The organism is Vibrio sp. OPT18, from assembly GCF_015163615.1.
GTDB lineage: Bacteria > Pseudomonadota > Gammaproteobacteria > Enterobacterales > Vibrionaceae > Vibrio > Vibrio coralliirubri.
This window is the reverse complement of record NZ_JADDYK010000048.1, coordinates 167,824-184,124: the sequence shown is the minus strand read 5'-3', so window position 1 is coordinate 184,124 and position 16,301 is coordinate 167,824. Positions and strand designations below refer to the sequence as shown.

Here is a 16,301-nt window from a genome sequence, read left to right as displayed (position 1 = left end):
TCTTCTACATGTCGACAAGGCATATCTTGTCTTTAGCCAGCCCCTCTTCAGGCTGGCTTTTTTTTGCCTGATTATCACCCTTTATGCCCATCGATTCTCCGTGATTGACACAGTTAAACAGCAGTCCGTTTAACTGTCAGTCACCCATTATTTTTCGTACTCTAATTGCCATTGCAGCGCTATAAGAAACTGATATCATTGCCATACCTCAGCATACGAGATAAAACCTTGCCAGATCCACTCAACTCCATACATCGTTCTTTATTCGAACAACTTCCAGGCTGCTGGGGCTGCAAAGATACTGACTCGGTCTTCGTGTACGCCAACCTTGCTTACAACCAATTGATTGGCTTAAACCCCAATGAGACTTGTACTGGCTTGACCGACTTCGACATGCCCAGTCAAACCACTGAGTGCGCACAAGATTTCAGAGCTCAAGACAAACATGTGATGGATACACGCAGTACCCTTAAGATTCTCGATATTCACCCCTATCCAGACGGACGCTGGCACGCCCATATCTTTACCAAAACCCCTTGGCTTGATGATGACGACAACGTCCAAGGCACCATCTTCTATGGCCAAGAGCTTACCGATACCGCGATCTTAGAGGTTGGTCATTGGGTTTGTCAGGCCACAGGGACAAAAGGCGATCAGGCATCGCTTGCGGGGTCAGAGCCGCGCGTGTCTAAGCTGCAAAAACGGCTGACTTCAAGAGAATCAGAGGTGCTGTTCTTACTGCTTTTCGGCAAGAAACCACAGTACATCGCGTCGACGTTAAACATTTCAATCAAAACGGTCGAAGGTCATGTCGCCAGATTGAAACAGAAGTTTGATGCACGCAGTAAAAGCCAATTGATTGAGTATGCGTTGGATTCAGGATTAGGCTCAGTGACCCCAGAAACTCTGCTCAAAAAACAGATCTCCGTTGTTCTGCACAGTGACTGATTGACTGTTCAACTGAAAATGCAGACAAAAAATGCCGTTGATTTGATAAGTCTAATCAACGGCATTTTTGGATCTGTTAAGCAGCTAAGCGATCAACAAGCCTAAGGCGCTAGGCGATCAATATCCCAACTGTTGTCTTGGCGTGAGAATAAGAAACGGTCGTGCAAGCGGTGTTCACCACCCTGCCAGAACTCAATGCTATCAACACGAACTCGGAAGCCACCCCAGAAAGAAGGTACAGGAATCTCGCCTTTGGCAAACTTCTGTTTAAGCTCTAGATACTTACCTTCTAAAATCCCACGAGCTGAGATGCGGCTACTCTGCTTACTTGCAATCGCGGCCAATTGGCTCTCTTTTGGACGTGACGAGAAGTACTTCATATTTTCCATAGCCGTCAGCTTTTCAGCCGTGCCTGTAATATGAACTTGTCGCTCGAGTGGATGCCAAGGGAAGTGCAAACTGATTTTGCTGTTGTGCTCAAGCTGGTGCGCTTTACGGCTACCTAAGTTGGTGTAAAAAACGAAACCGTCTTTATCAACATTCTTCAGCAGAACAATGCGTTGGAATGGCTGACCATTTTCATCAACCGTAGCAACTGTCATGGCAGTAGGGTCCGTCAACTTCGCTTCAATGGCTTGCTCTAGCCATAGATTGAATTGCTCAATCGGGTCTGCGGCCAAGTCTTTACGTCTCAATCCACCCTTAGCGTATTCGCGACGAATATCTGTCAGTTCCATTTGGTTGCTCCTTTTAATTTTTTTGTGATTTTGCGCCGTAATCCTTTGAAACACAAGTCTAAGCCATGGTTTTGTCTCACAGAAGGTGCTCTGTGTTAACAAGATCTCGGTACTCTCTCCATCATATTGATAATCTTTATACAAACCGATGACAAGCAGAGATCCGAGTGACCAAAATACTGCCTAACCTAATGACGCCCTTTGTTTTATTCTCATTGTTATTGGGAGCTGCAGGGCTGACCGCAACCCACTTTATGGCAGTGCAATTCCAAGAAAAAATCGTCACTCAGCAACTCGATGAAGCGGCGAATAAAGCCAATCTACAAATTGATTCTGAACTGGATAAATTCAAACAAATCCCAGATTTACTCAGCCATGACCCGCGCTTGCTCTCTTATTTTGATTCATCACAACGATCAGACAAGATTTCCGCTGCGCAGCTCAATCAATTACTGTTTGAATGGTCGAATCAAAGCCAAGCCGACACCATCTATATTCATGACCCGAGTGGTACTGTAGTCGCTTCCAGTAATTACCAACAACCTCGTACCTTTGTAGGTGAGAACTTCTCGTTTCGTCCCTACTTTGCTTCTGCCATTCAAGGTAACAACACACAATATGTCGCGCTAGGCGCTCGCTCGAACGTACGCGGTTATTTTCTATCTTCACCTCTGTATATCAACAAGGAAATAGTTGGCGTTATCACCGTAAAAGTGAGTTTAGAGAACCTCGAAAACATCCTGACCAGCGACGACTTTGAGATCGTAGTACTCGACTCGAACCAAGTGGTGTTTCTATCAAGCCAAGCTCCATGGCTTTATCATTCATTGTTGCCATTAACGCAGCAACAACAAACGGATATCGCACTTCAACGCCAATACGGTCAAAGCGAAATTTCGATCATCGAAGCCTTTCGTCCTTCAAGCTCTCAGTCAGAAGCTAGCAACGCCAATCAATCTAGCAACGTTCAATCCAATGAAATCCGAAAAGAGCTCACCGCCAACCAGTTATTCAAGCTTGGTGCTTTTAATCTTTACCCCGCTACCATCAGCAACAACCAGTACCAAGTTGTCGCCCTAAAAGAGACCAGAGCTGAACTTATTAAAATCTTGCAGATCGATGTCATCTTCGTGGTGATTTACAGCTTGGTGATACTCATCGCTTGGTCGTGGCGCCAGACTTATCTCGCGAAAGTGGCGTTGACCCGACTCAACCAAAACCTAGAACAAACCGTAGATAAACGTACCCAATACTTGAAGCAATCCAATCAACAGCTGCAACAAACCCTTTTTCAATACCAAGAGTCGCAGTCCAAGTTGAAGCAGACAGAACAAGAGCTGACACAAACCGCGAAATTAGCGGTACTCGGTGAGCTCTCAGCCAGCATTAACCACGAAATCAACCAACCGCTTGCAGCCTTGCGAACCTACAGTGAAAACAGCTTAAAGCTGCTTGAAATGGAACGAACCGATTTAGTGAAAAGCAATCTTGAGAAAATGATTGGCCTCAACAACACCATTACCGACATCATCGCGCGACTCAAAGTCTTTACTCGCAAGGTCACTAAACAAGAGCATCATGTGGCGAACCTGCACCAAGCGGTCAACAATGCCACCAGCATTCTCAGTGCGCTGATGATCAAGCAAGGCATTACGCTGAGGCTAAGCACGGTGCCAGATGACATCAATATTGCGATTCATCCAACCGAACTCGAACAAGTACTGGTGAACCTAATTCACAACGCGACTCAAGCGCTGCAACAGCAAGTTCTTGAACAGAAAATCTTACAGGAGCAACAAAACCTGGAAAGCGTTGACCAACAGGCTAGCCCACAGATAGGCATCAAATGGCAACTGCATCACAACTCTTGTCAGCTGATCATTTGGGATAACGGAATTGGCATGCCGGATGACAAACTAAAACAGCTGTTCGACCCGTTCTTTACCACCAAACCGGAAGGTTTAGGGCTAGGGCTTTCAATATCGAAACGGATTATTGAAGCGTATCACGGCACGATCAGCGCGAACCGGTTAGAGCCTTCAGGCATGGTATTCTCGCTAAGCATCCCGTTATATAACGATAAGGGTTAACACGCCGTTGTTATCGCTGATTAGAAAACGAATCTCACCTACAGCTAAGGACTCGACTTTTGCACTCTATGCCTAAACTCTATTTTGTCGACGATGAACCCGCCATTCGAGACTCCGTAGAACAAGCCATGCTCATTGAAGGCATCGATATCGTCTGCTTTCCCAATGCTATTGAGGCATTAAAGAAAATAGATACCACGCAAGCCGGAATTGTCATCACCGATATTCACATGCCAGTGATGGATGGCATTCAATTAACGCAAAAGTTACTGAGCCAAAATCCTCATTTTCAGGTCATCGTGCTGACTGGGCATGGTGACGTGCAAACCGCGGTATCCGCAATGAAAGCCGGCGCTTACGATTTTCTGGAAAAGCCATTTGTGGTCGATGCCCTACTCACTGCCGTTAAAAAAGCCGCAGATAAACTAGCACTGGTTGAAGAGAACAACCTATTGCGCAAAGAGTTGGCAATGCAAAATCAGGTTGGCCCAAAACTGATTGGTCAATCTCCATCGATGCAGGCATTGCGCCGAGAATTGATCACCCTAGATACCAAAACCAACCCACTTCTATTGTTTGTTGGTGATTTAGGGACGGGGAAAAGGGTCACTGCACAATACACCCATGATTTACACAGTCATCAAACCGCAGAGCTTTGCCCTGTCGCAGCATTTAATTTGCCACGCAGTGACGAAGCGACATTCCATCAGTTTATTTTGCAATTGTTCTTGAAGCATCAGGGTGGAACACTCTATATCCATGAAACAGAAGCATTAACTCAAGATCAATGGCAGTGGTTAGCGAACTTAAAACCCACCCTACTTCGTGAAAACTCATGCAAGACCAATGCAACTTGTATCATTATCGCAACTACAGTAGTTCCTACTACAATTACAGGTGAACTGCGCCGATTTAATTTACTACCCTTGGCGCAAAGAACGGAAGATATTGGCTCTTTGTTCAAACACTTTGCTCGTGGTGCAGCCAGTCGCTATCAACTGCCGCCACCCGTCATTACAGAAAAAGAGATTCAGCGACTCATTGCAACGCATTGGACGGAGAACATTCGTCAGCTTCGCCAACATGCTGAACTCAGAGTGCTGACTCAAATTAAGCAGCCGTCGCTCGACAGCGATACTAATGAGCCAAATGAACTCGATATGAGCATTGAAGAGCAACAACAGTCGTTAAACCAACGCACCGATAGCTTTGAACAAATTATCTTGATTGAGGCACTACATCGCCATCAAGGTCGTTTAAAAGAGGTACAACAAGAGCTGCAGGTATCGCGAAAAACACTGTATGACAAACTAAGAAAGCACCAGCTCGATAAAACGGATTTCAAGAACCGATAGGTCTTAAAAAATATATAAATTCAAAGATTTAAAGGAACAAAATCTTAACATTTATCAGAAGTAAGAATACACTCAATAGGCTTGCACTTTTATTTAGCGAACAAGGACTGTTATGAGTCAGAAAAATTTCAGCAAATTGAACGAGACCGAGCTTGAGTATGTCGATGATAAAACAGCGGCACTGCTCCTCAATACGCCCACCAGTGCGCGTATTATGTTATGGGTGATCGTTCTGTTTTTTATTGCTGCTATTGGGTGGTCTGCCTGGGCAGAGATCGACAAAGTTACCGTTGGCCAAGGCAAAGTGATCCCTTCCTCTCAGATCCAAGTGGTGCAAAACCTTGAGGGTGGCTTGGTTAAAGAGATCTTAGTTAGAGAAGGCCAAAGCGTTCAAAAAGGTCAACAACTACTATTGATCGATGATACACGATTCCGTTCTGACTTCCGCGAACGTGAACAACAAGTCGCGAACTTGACCGCCAACGTGTTAATGCTTTCCGCTTCCCTGACCAGTGTTGTCATCAACGAAGAGTTCTCTGAAAAAGAATGGAAGAAAAGTGTCACTCTCGATTATGGCAAGCTTGCGTTCCCACCTAAATTCTATGAACTTCAACCTCAATTGGTTAATCGTCAAAAAGCAGAATATCGTCAAGATCTCAATAATCTGAGAAACCAGCTTTCCGTTTTTGATCAACAAGTTGAACAGAAACAGCAAGACCTAGTTGAGATTAAAGCGCGTGTCGATAACTTAAGACAGAGTTACCGATTTGCCCGCCAAGAACTGGATATCACCAAACCTCTCGCCGATGAAGGGGTAGTACCACGAATTGAATTACTTAAACTGCAAAGACAAGTGAACGACACTCGCCGAGAAATGACTTCAAGCGAGCTAAAAATCCCTCTGCTACGCTCAGCAATCAAAGAGTCCATGCTCAGCCGTATTGATGCCGCGCTGAACTTCCGCTCCGAACAACAAGAAAAACTCAATCAAGCCCAAGACAAGCTATCTGCAATGACCGAATCGGCCGTTGGCCTTGAAGACAGAGTAAACCGTACCGTGGTGGTTTCTCCGGTAACTGGCACCGTTAAAACACTTGGTATTAATACTGTCGGCGGGGTTATCCAACCGGGTATGGACATCGTTGAGATTGTACCAACAGAAGACTCGCTATTGGTTGAAGCGAAAATCGCCCCGCAAGATATCGCGTTCCTACGCCCAGAATTGACTGCCATCGTTAAATTCAGTGCCTATGACTTCACTAAGTACGGTGGTCTAGAAGGCGTGTTAGAGCACATCAGTGCCGATACCACTCAAGATGAAGAAGGCAACAGCTTCTACATCGTGCGCGTGCGCACCGAAAAACACAATTTTGGACAGAACGAAGAGTTGCCAATCATTCCGGGTATGACCGCCTCTGTCGATATCATCACGGGTAAAAGAACCGTGCTTGAGTACATGTTGAAGCCACTGTTAAGCGCTCAAAACAATGCACTAAAAGAGTAAGGACGTTTGATGTTTGATAACGCCTTTCAATACACAGCAAATAGACAAGAGCAGAGGCTATGAAGTCTCGGATTTCGCTATTGCTGCTGGTCCTCACCTCTTTTACCTCTGTGGCGCTCAACAAGAGCGACCAACGGTGGATAGATGCGGTGACCAAAACCTACGGCGATAGAGCCGGAAAGCGAGTGGCAACGTGGCGTTCAAATATGACGTCATACGACGGATTAAGTGAAAAAGAGAAGCTCAGGTCGGTAAACCAGTTCTTCAACCAGATGTACTTTGTCGATGACAACATACTGTGGGGAAAGAATGACTACTGGGCAACACCACTGGAATTTTTAGGCAGCAACGCCGGTGATTGTGAAGACTTCACTATCGCAAAATACTTCTCTTTACTTGAACTGGGCGTCCCAGATAAGAAATTACGATTGGTGTACGTAAAGGCACTTGAGCTAAATCAGTTCCACATGGTGTTGGCGTACTACTCAACACCGAGTGCAGAGCCACTAATTTTGGACAACTTAAACCCTGAAATTAAACGCGGTTCCAAACGCCCAGATCTACGACCAATTTACAGTTTCAACGGTAAAAACCTTTGGTTGATCAAGTCGGCAGCAGGCAGCGGCAAGTTGGCAGGGAAATCTTCAAGATTGAGCTTATGGAACGACTTACGTTCACGTGAGCGCTCTCTAAAATTAAACAAACCCATTATCAATTACGATGAGTAGGTACAATGACTTTATATAAACAGCTTGTGGTCGGGATGGTTGCAGTGTTCATACTGCTGATGACGTCAGTTTTTATGATCGAATTCAATACCACCCGTGGATACTTAGAGGAGCAGCAACGCTCTGAGGTAAGTAATACCATTAATACTGTTGGACTGGCTCTCGCCCCTTACCTAGAAGAAAAGGACAAGGTGGCAGTAGAGTCTGTTATCAACGCCCTGTTTGATGGCAGTTCTTACTCAGTCGTTCGATTGATATTTCTCGACAGCGGTGAAGACATTCTCCGCTCATACCCTGTAAAGCCAACTGGCGTACCAGAGTGGTTTACCAACTTAAACCTGTTCGAGCCAGTTCATGACCGTCGCGTAATCACCAGTGGCTGGATGCAATTGGCAGAAGTCGAGATCGTAAGTCACCCAGGCCCTGCCTACGATCAACTTTGGCAAGCATTCATCCGCTTACTGAGCATATTTGGCACGATCTTCTTGCTCGGTTTAGTGTCTATCTCTTGGATCCTTAAGCGTGCTTTACGCCCACTCTCGTTGATCATTACTAAGATGGATCAGATCGCTAAGAATCAGTTTGGCGAACCACTGGCTCGTCCAAAGACAAAAGATCTGACCTTGGTTGTCGATGGTATCAACCACATGTCGACTCAAGTTGAACTGGCATTTAAAAACCAAGCGAAAGAAGCTCAGAAGTTACGTGAAAGAGCGTATATCGACCCTGTATCTCAGCTAGGTAACCGTGCTTACTACATGTCTCAGTTAACTCAATGGTTAGAAGAGTCGAGCTTAGGTGGTTTAGCGGTACTTAAAGCGGAATTTATTAGTGAAGAGTACGACGAAAAGGGCTATCAAGAAGGTGATGCCTTGGTTCATCAACTGGCTGAACAGCTACAAGCTTCAATCTCATCACCAGATATCACCATCGCCCGTATTTCTAGTGACGAGTTCGGTTTCATCATGCCAAACATTGATGAGAGCGAACTGAAACTTGTCGCGAGCAGCATCGTAAACTGTATTCAGAGCCTAGGTTCAGACCCAACAGGCACTGCGAACCCACACATTGCTCTTGGTGTGACATACAGCAACACGCGTAAAACCAGTACTGAAATCATGTCGCTGGTGGATAACGCACTTTCAAGTGCCAAGGCGAACCGAGAGCTTTCTTACGGCTACGTAACCGCAGACGATCACGGCGCTGTAATGGGCAAACAACAATGGCGTATGTTGGTTGAAGAAGCAATCATCAACGACCTCATTACCTTCCGTCTGCAGGCTGCAAACAATGCCTTTGGTAAAACGTATCACCAAGAGGTGTTCTCTGCGATTGAAAAAGATGGCGTGCGTTACGGCGCTAACCAATACTTATACGCACTAGAACAACTTGAAATGAGCCACATTCTCGACCAATACGTTATCGAGAAGATGGTTGAAAAACTCAATGCAAAAGAAGTAACCAGCCCTGTCGCTATTAATATCTCACCAAGCAGTATTTCTCAACCAAGCTTCATCCGTTGGATCGGTAAGACGCTTGAACAGAATGCTTCAATCGCGCACCTGTTGCACTTTGAGATTCCAGAAAACTGCTTCATCAATGTTCCGCACTACACGGCACTATTGTGTAACACCATTCGCAACGCTGAAGCGGTGTTTGGTGTCGATAACTACGGACGTAACTTCCAATCACTGGATTACATCAACGAATACCGTCCAAGCTATGTGAAGCTAGATTACCTGTTCACACATAACCTTGATGACGAAAAACAGAAGTTCACCTTAACGTCGATCTCTAGAACCGCTCACAACCTAGGCGTCACCACCATCGCGTCTCGAATAGAAACTCAGACTCAGCTAGATATCTTGTCTGATAACTACGTAGAAGTGTTCCAAGGCTTCATTGTTGATAAATAGTTGTAAGGGTTATATCACATGCAAGATCCACTATTGAACTCACTGATCTACGTTAGCCGGTATTACGGGTTAGCTAACTCGCCCGAAGCGTTGATCAATGGGCTACCACTATCCGATGGAAAGCTAACCCCTTTCCTATTCCCTCGTTCTGCTGAACGAGCAGGATTGGTGGCGAAAGAAAACCGTTCCGACTTAGAAAAGATCCCTCACCTGATTCTGCCTGCGGTTTTACTGCTTAAACAAGGTGAGGCGTGCGTTCTCAACAGTATCGATTTAGAGAAGCAAGAAGCGGAAATCATTACCGCGGAAAGCGGAATGGTGCCAATCATCATTCCTGTCGAAGAGCTGAAAGAACAATTCATCGGTCGCTACTTCTTGGTAAAGAAACAGTTCCGCTATGATGAACGTTCACCAGAGGTTCTAAAAACACGTAAAGGACATTGGTTTTGGAGCACTATTTGGGAATCTAAAAACATCTACCGAGATGTGTTGATTGCCTCCATTCTGATCAACATCTTCGCGATAGCCGCGCCGATGTTTACACGCTTGGTGTACGACAAGGTAGTACCCAATCTCGCCTTTGAAACTTTGTGGGTGCTAGCGAGTGGTATCTTTGTCGTATTCCTATTCGATTTGCTGCTCAAATTGATGAGAAGCTACTTCATTGATGTTGCTGGTAAGAAATCCGATATTCTCATTTCCTCCAAGCTGTTCAGTAAAGTACTGGGGATTCGTATGGAAGCGAAGCCTGCTTCTGTCGGTGCTTTCGCTAAAAACTTGCAAGAGTTCGAATCCATTCGAGAGTTCTTTACCTCTGCAACCATTGGCTCGTTAATCGACTTACCGTTCGCACTGATGTTCTTAGCGCTCATTTGGCTAATGGCTGGAAACCTTGTATTCGTTCCCGTTGCTGGCGTGGTCATTTTGATCGTCTATGCATTGCTAATCCAAGGCCCACTGCGCCGTACCATTGAGGAAGGCTCTCGTCTTGCTTCGCAGAAGTACGCGAACTTAATCGAGAGTTTGGCAGGGTTAGAGACGGTTAAGCTGTTCAGCGCGCAAAGCCAATTCCAATTCCGTTGGGAAGAAGCGGTTGCTCACATGGCGAATTGGAATATCAAAAGCCGACGCATCACTGACAGCATCCAAAACACCGCCGGCTTTGTTCAGCAAAGTACTAACGTTGGTATGATCATCTTTGGTGTGTATCTAATAGCAGAAGGTGAACTTACGATGGGTGGCTTGATTGCCGCGACTATGTTGAGCGGCCGAGCGATTGGCCCGCTAGTTCAGTTGTCTTTGCTTTCGACTCGTTACAACCAAGCGAAGTCATCAATGACTCTGATTGAACAAGTGATGTCGATGCCTGATGAACAAGAAGAAGGTAAACGCTACATTCACCGTCCGATTATTCAGGGCCATATCGCGCTAGATAAAGTGACGTTCCACTACCCTGATTCACCATTGGCTTCTATCAGAGACTTAACCCTCAATATTAGCCCAGGCGAGAAAGTGGCAATCATTGGTCGTATTGGTTCAGGTAAAACTACACTAGAACGTCTGATTATGGGCCTCTACAAGCCCACAGAAGGCCATGTACGCATTGATGACACCGATATGGAACAACTGCATCATGTCGACGTACGACGCAATATAGGCTGTGTGCCGCAAGACAGTAACCTGTTCTACGGTTCGGTAAGAGACAACATTACTTTAGGTCGCCCTTTAGTAGATGACCGTGACGTGATGGATGCAGCAAACCGTGCAGGGGTAACCGCATTTACTCAACAAGATCCTGCAGGTTTGGAACGCCAAGTGGGTGAAGGAGGTGCTTTGCTGTCTGGTGGTCAACGTCAGTCAATTGCCATTGCAAGAGCCTTCCTAGGACGCCCGCCAGTATTGTTAATGGATGAGCCGACCAGTGCTATGGATAACCGTTCAGAGATGCACATCAAACACCAACTAAACCAATTGCTACCAAGCGAGACGTTAATTCTGATTACACACAAAACGTCGATGTTGGACATTGTCGATCGAGTGATCGTAATGGAGAAAGGCTGCATCATTGCAGATGGTCCAAAAGCACAGGTTCTTTCAGACCTTAAACAAGGCCGAGTGAGAGCGGTTAGCTAAAACGCTCAAACCACCTAAATAAATCATTATCAGTAGAAACCAAAAGGGGAGCATCAGCTCCCCTTTTTTATTTGTCAGTATCGGCACTTTAACCATACGTAATTTGTGTTCAGCACAAAAGTCTACAAAGCAATATCCTCTTGCTCCATCTTGAATGAACATTGAATCTCGTATTGGTTGAATGAGAAAACACTTCCGCCGTGAGTTCGCTTGGTTGTGACTGTCTCATCACCAAATTGAATCGTCACTCGGGTATACACTTTTTCGTGTACCTCTACCGTGCATTCAGCAAGGTTGGTTTCAAACTCCGCTTCGAGTGTATCTAACTGCGACTTTGTGTTTTCAATTGCGAGGTGGTTCTTCTCACGTTGCTGCTCAATTTCTAGGGCTTGCTCTTCGCTTCTCTCGGCTTTCGGACGCTTCTTAAATTCTAACTCTTGGCGAATCACACCCATGGTTTGCTCTTGAGTGTGTTTATAAGTTTCCTTCAACTCGGCTATCTTTTGGCGGTAGCCATCGTAGCGCGCAAAACCATGTACCTTGGTTGCGGTGTCTCCCTCAACGCCTAAGAATACACATTCTACTTTCCCGCCGACTTTGGCTTCACCACCGCTGAGCGTGCCATGCTTTTTCAAACTGTCCATCACGATAAGGTTGTTACCACAGCGAATGTCATTACTCATACTGTGCACACCAAGTCTAAGGTCGTTGGCCGTTTGTAGCTCGGCATTCTGTGCGTAGCTTGCTGTGATAGAGCCTTTACTGAATACCTTACAACTTTTTGGCTCACCCTCTTTAGTCGTGTGGCCGATAATGCCTTTCGCGACTTTGATATCCCCCTGGGCTTGAACTTCGGCCGATTCGATAAAGCCACCAACCGTAACACTTCCGGTCGCCTTGACGATCATACCCGGCTCGATGTTGCCAGAGACAAAGACATTACCTTTAAATTTAACGTGCCCAGTTGAGACATCGACGTTGCTGACACATAAGGCGTCATCCACTTCGATGGTTCGATCTTTAATGATGGGCAATCCAGGGTGTGAGGCGAGTAGTAAATTGGGATCTTCAGGGGAGATGTAAGTGCCCTTTCCAGGCTTGATTAAACTGTCTTGTCCAGGAAGCGGTGGGATAATTCGGCCTTGAACGGTAAAGCCAGCGATACCTTTGGTAGCGGGGGTACGTTTCATTAAGTGATCATTTTGACCAACGGTAATGGTTTGTCCTAAGTCTCGCATATCAATCTTGCCTTCGTCTTTGCTGCGAGGCTTCAAGACTTGGCGAGTAATATCTTCTACCAAAGCGGCAAACTTAGCGTCTTTACCTTTTACTGGTTGTGTCCCTTTAGCGACGGGCTGAGTAAACTTTTCACCGGGTTTAAGTTTGCTACTCATCATCAGAACTTTTCTGAGCGCTAACTTATTTATTCCTTTTGTTATTTGAGCTTGAGATAAACAATGAATGATGTCGCTGCCACGCAGTGGGTGTCCATTATAGGGACCAGTAACTACAAGACTCGCCAACATCTCATCATCAGACAGTTCGACCGCAACACTGGCATTTCGAACTTCGGCAATCAAGATACCTTCATAAGCTTCACCCTTACCTTCTTTAGCAAGAGTAACGAAACGCAACACCTCTTCTTCGAAAAGAAAATAGTTTGATGCATTCAAAGCTTCCAAGGTTGGTGGCAGCGTCTTGTTATCAAAGCTTGCGTCAACCACAGTCCCGGTTGGCAGACATGCCATTACTTGTTGCTTGTCTTCCGACAATGTAACGATGTTATCCCACATTCGAATTGAGTATCCCTAATGACTCAGTTGTTATTCAGTCTATATAATTCATTCTGCGCTGAGTATCACATTATTAGAATAATCAGCGTCACATCACTTACTTTCGATTCTGCAAACATGACTCATAAATAAGACTTACACATTTTATGATCTGCTTCGCCTTTACAAATACATAGGGAAGTTTTTTCAATATATTTCGTGTGATTGAATGTTGATTCGATGTAGGGCTAGATAGTAAAGGCGAATAGCTTTAGAAGATTAAAGGCTGTCATGGAGAGATGAAACAGAAGTGATGTAACAGATAATCAGGGTAAAAACGGATTTCAATGTGGAGCTTCAGTTTACAGTGTAAATCCAAGATTCTAATTTACACTGTAAATCTAATTTGTAGCGGTCGGTCTATTTTATTGATGGCCTATCTATTTACAGTGTAAATTTGCTAGCAATGCATCGACGTCTTTACGAAACTGAATCTCTGCTTGTTTGCGACCAACAAGATTAAACTGTTCGACACAAGTCCCCCACTCTTTCTGTTGAACGACCTTTGCAATGAGTAAGTCAGAAATACCTATGTTTCGATCGTTACTGAGTAGAATCAAGTTCAGTACGCTGAAGCTGATCGCATCATAACTGTTGCCACCGTTCACGTAATTTCTAACTAACTGAGCTTCAAACTCGCTAACGGTGTGGACACTCTTTGGCAGCAGTGCGCGCACCATATCGGTTTCAAGTGAAACCAAAGAACCTGAAACAAGAAAACAGTAGCTACGCTCGAAGTGATTTTGAACTTGGTTTATCCAGCCTTGAGAGTTTGAGTTAAGCGCCTTAACCATCAGAACAGAGTGACAGCCACTGGCCTGATCTCGCTGGTGGCCGATGTGCACAGCTTCAAATTCACTACCACGCCAAAAAGAAATCAACTCGCTGGTCGCGCCAAAGCTTGTCGCTAGATAATCTGTTTGGCTGGTTTGCTGTGATAACTGAGCCAACATCCAACGGCCAATACCCAAACCTTGATGACGCGTTGAAACAGCAATGCGCATTATTCGAAGGCAACGACTGGTCGCCGCCTGAGTACAGCCAAGTTGGTTTGCCAATAAAACGGGAGCAAGGTGACCTTGAGGCCTGCGTTTTCCAAGTTGAATTTGAGCAATCAACTCGCAGACCAAACCTCCCTCTTCCGTCACTAACATACACCCTAAACATTCATCTTGCTGCCAAGCGGCGTACAAACGGATTGCTGGGTTGTAGAGAAACTGCATTAAATCGTTCGGCGAGGTCTGATAGTGCGCATCCACAAGAAGAGAAAAACATTGTTGTAGCTGCTCAGGATTAGCTAAGCATTCTGCTTTTGATAACTCGACCAGGTCTAATTGATTGATTGCCTCGGTAGAAAAGCCATCGAGTTCATCAACCGCCGATTCAGTGAGTGATGCGTCATTACCAAGTAGGAAGCAATCAAACAACCAAGCTTCTAGCGGATCGTTGTTATTCCAGCGAATCGGTTGTTCGAGCTTAAAGCCTTTCCACCCCGGACGATGCTCAGAAAGCCAAGATTCAAACTTAATTCCGAACCCTCGCCCACTGCCTTCGTAACCGTGTACCGTGGTTGAAAAGACCATACGGTGATACATGTCGACCATGGATTTAAGCATTGGGATTGGAATGGCAGCTGCTTCATCAACCAATAACAGATCGCAATCTGGCTTAGATTTAAGTAATTCATCTGGCGCGACAAATCTTAAACTGCCACCTTGATGACGAATGTGAGTAGCATTTATCACTTCGCAAGATTCCAACCCTTGGCTAGCATGGGAAAATACCGGCTCTACCGCCTTCACTGAAGGTGCCGTGACAATAATATTAAACCCGTGACGCTCAGCTAACAGCTGCGCTGCGGCAATACCCAATGTCGAGCTTTTACCACGCCCTCTATCCGCAGTAAGAATCAAAGGACGTTTACGATGTCCAGACACTACTTTTTTCACTAATTCAACAGCCGTGTTTTGCTGTTCAAATTTATCCAATCCGTTTTGGGCGCTTTGCATCTGAGGAAGACCGTGAGTTGCTTTAACTACATCGCCGGCTTCATTGTGTTGTGAAACAGAAATCAGTTTATCAAAATGACGTTTTAACCAACGTTGACCAAAGCTCTCGATATCTTCAGAGGCATCAACTTTTGGCGGTAATACCAACAACAGCCCACCACCAACTAACGAACCCAGCGCGGCACTAAAACCATTCGCATCAAACTGCTCTCTAAAATCACAAACAAGAACTTGGCACTCACGACCAAGCAGTTGTTGGCCTTTTTTTACTGGAGCATGAATCACACCTTCAAATGGCGTACCGCCAATCTGGAAGATGCTCGGAGTGAGTGAGTCTTGAAGGAAGGTAAAAACAGCTGAGTTTTGCCAATCAAAATCGCCATCAAAGACCACGCCGTAACGGTGATCGTTATGTTGAGCGATATTAGAAAGTGTATGCAGAAAAGTGTTGGTTGGGTTTGTCATAGTTAGCGTCCAGATTCATCTAAACACAGTTTATCACAGCCAAATAAAAAGCCGCATTAAGCGGCTTTAGAGGAGTAATGAAAAGTCGTCGACTTAGTCGAGCTTCGATTGAACGAAGGCGAGGATTTCTTCCATTGTTGCATCATCAACTTTCTTAAGGTTCAACGCCAAGTTTGAACCCTTGCGGCTGTATGATGCGCGGCCCTTAATAAGCTCAACTTTTGGAGAAGCTTTCTTCGCTGGCGCTGGCGCCAATTCAAGAATCCAACCTTCCAGAGTTTCTGTCACGTCTTTGGTTAGACGAGTTACGCCTTGAGCTTCGCTACGCTGCCATACAAAACCTTCAGAAGCATCACACTTAGTCAGTAGTGTTTGCTGCTGTTCACTCGTCAATCCACCAAACTGCTTGTGCAGTTTAACAATTGTTGGACGACCAAGGTCGCTCACATTTGGGTAAGCTTGTAGCAATTCAAGTGGCAAAGCGGCTGCTTTCAATGCACCACTCACCAAAGCTTCACTGCACTGGAACATTTTTGCCAGTGCTTTCTGGTCTTCAGCTTCACCTTTATCTAGCTTCGCTTGCA

10 protein-coding genes and 1 pseudogene are annotated in these 16,301 nt (G+C 45.4%); 7 read left to right on the top strand and 4 right to left on the bottom strand.

Annotated elements, in window-relative coordinates:
- The first annotated feature begins 165 nt into the window (after nt 1-165).
- The gene (locus tag IQQ51_RS11795) at nt 166-948 is read left to right on the top strand and encodes a helix-turn-helix transcriptional regulator (RefSeq protein ID WP_193841172.1); all 783 of its coding nucleotides are present in this window, start codon (nt 166-168) and stop codon (nt 946-948) included.
- 101 nt (nt 949-1,049) lie between these two features.
- On the opposite strand, the gene pdxH is transcribed toward IQQ51_RS11795, so the two are convergent.
- A complete protein-coding gene (gene pdxH, locus IQQ51_RS11790; protein WP_017061203.1) occupies nt 1,050-1,685 on the bottom strand; it encodes a pyridoxamine 5'-phosphate oxidase in 636 nt (211 codons plus the stop codon).
- Between the two features lie 167 nt (nt 1,686-1,852).
- Between pdxH and IQQ51_RS11785 the strand changes: the two genes are divergently transcribed.
- The 6 genes from IQQ51_RS11785 to IQQ51_RS11760 all read left to right on the top strand — a co-directional run bounded on the left by IQQ51_RS11785 (nt 1,853) and on the right by IQQ51_RS11760 (nt 11,411).
- Entirely contained in the window at nt 1,853-3,775 is a 1,923-nt protein-coding gene (locus tag IQQ51_RS11785; protein ID WP_193841171.1) for a sensor histidine kinase, read from the top strand.
- 68 nt (nt 3,776-3,843) lie between these two features.
- Entirely contained in the window at nt 3,844-5,130 is a 1,287-nt protein-coding gene (locus IQQ51_RS11780; RefSeq protein WP_061037781.1) for a sigma-54-dependent transcriptional regulator, read from the top strand.
- Nucleotides 5,131-5,242: 112 nt separating this feature from the next.
- The gene (locus tag IQQ51_RS11775; RefSeq protein ID WP_193841170.1) at nt 5,243-6,634 is read left to right on the top strand and encodes an HlyD family type I secretion periplasmic adaptor subunit; all 1,392 of its coding nucleotides are present in this window, start codon (nt 5,243-5,245) and stop codon (nt 6,632-6,634) included.
- A 59-nt stretch (nt 6,635-6,693) separates the two neighbouring features.
- Nucleotides 6,694-7,362, top strand: a complete 669-nt coding sequence (locus IQQ51_RS11770) for a transglutaminase-like cysteine peptidase (RefSeq protein ID WP_019823329.1) — start codon at nt 6,694-6,696, stop codon at nt 7,360-7,362.
- A 5-nt stretch (nt 7,363-7,367) separates the two neighbouring features.
- On the top strand, nt 7,368-9,278 hold the full coding sequence (locus IQQ51_RS11765; RefSeq protein WP_193841169.1) for a LapD/MoxY N-terminal periplasmic domain-containing protein: 1,911 nt from the start codon (nt 7,368-7,370) through the stop codon (nt 9,276-9,278).
- Nucleotides 9,279-9,296: 18 nt separating this feature from the next.
- Nucleotides 9,297-11,411 carry a type I secretion system permease/ATPase gene (locus IQQ51_RS11760; protein WP_193841168.1) on the top strand — a complete coding sequence of 705 codons (2,115 nt, stop codon included), beginning with the start codon at nt 9,297-9,299 and terminating at the stop codon, nt 11,409-11,411.
- Nucleotides 11,412-11,533: 122 nt separating this feature from the next.
- Here the strand turns inward: IQQ51_RS11760 and IQQ51_RS11755 are convergent, their stop codons facing one another.
- The 3 genes and pseudogenes from IQQ51_RS11755 to IQQ51_RS27005 form a co-directional block, all read right to left on the bottom strand.
- Nucleotides 11,534-13,204 carry a DUF342 domain-containing protein gene (locus tag IQQ51_RS11755; protein WP_193841167.1) on the bottom strand — a complete coding sequence of 557 codons (1,671 nt, stop codon included), beginning with the start codon at nt 13,202-13,204 and terminating at the stop codon, nt 11,534-11,536.
- A 419-nt stretch (nt 13,205-13,623) separates the two neighbouring features.
- On the bottom strand, nt 13,624-15,717 hold the full coding sequence (locus tag IQQ51_RS11750) for a GNAT family N-acetyltransferase (RefSeq protein ID WP_193841166.1): 2,094 nt from the start codon (nt 15,715-15,717) through the stop codon (nt 13,624-13,626).
- A gap of 93 nt (nt 15,718-15,810) precedes the next feature.
- Nucleotides 15,811-16,301, bottom strand: a pseudogene (locus IQQ51_RS27005) (chromosome partitioning protein ParB); the annotation flags it as partial.

What these genes read in the sequence shown, in the direction of transcription:
- IQQ51_RS11755 (WP_193841167.1), bottom strand. Translation starts at nt 13,204, where the DNA reads ATGTGGGATAACATCGTTACATTGTCGGAAGACAAGCAACAAGTAATG.
- IQQ51_RS11750 (WP_193841166.1), bottom strand. Translation starts at nt 15,717, where the DNA reads ATGACAAACCCAACCAACACTTTTCTGCATACACTTTCTAATATCGCT.
- IQQ51_RS11765 (WP_193841169.1), top strand. Translation starts at nt 7,368, where the DNA reads ATGACTTTATATAAACAGCTTGTGGTCGGGATGGTTGCAGTGTTCATA.
- IQQ51_RS11780 (WP_061037781.1), top strand. Translation starts at nt 3,844, where the DNA reads ATGCCTAAACTCTATTTTGTCGACGATGAACCCGCCATTCGAGACTCC.
- pdxH (WP_017061203.1), bottom strand. Translation starts at nt 1,685, where the DNA reads ATGGAACTGACAGATATTCGTCGCGAATACGCTAAGGGTGGATTGAGA.
- IQQ51_RS11770 (WP_019823329.1), top strand. Translation starts at nt 6,694, where the DNA reads ATGAAGTCTCGGATTTCGCTATTGCTGCTGGTCCTCACCTCTTTTACC.
- IQQ51_RS11760 (WP_193841168.1), top strand. Translation starts at nt 9,297, where the DNA reads ATGCAAGATCCACTATTGAACTCACTGATCTACGTTAGCCGGTATTAC.
- IQQ51_RS11775 (WP_193841170.1), top strand. Translation starts at nt 5,243, where the DNA reads ATGAGTCAGAAAAATTTCAGCAAATTGAACGAGACCGAGCTTGAGTAT.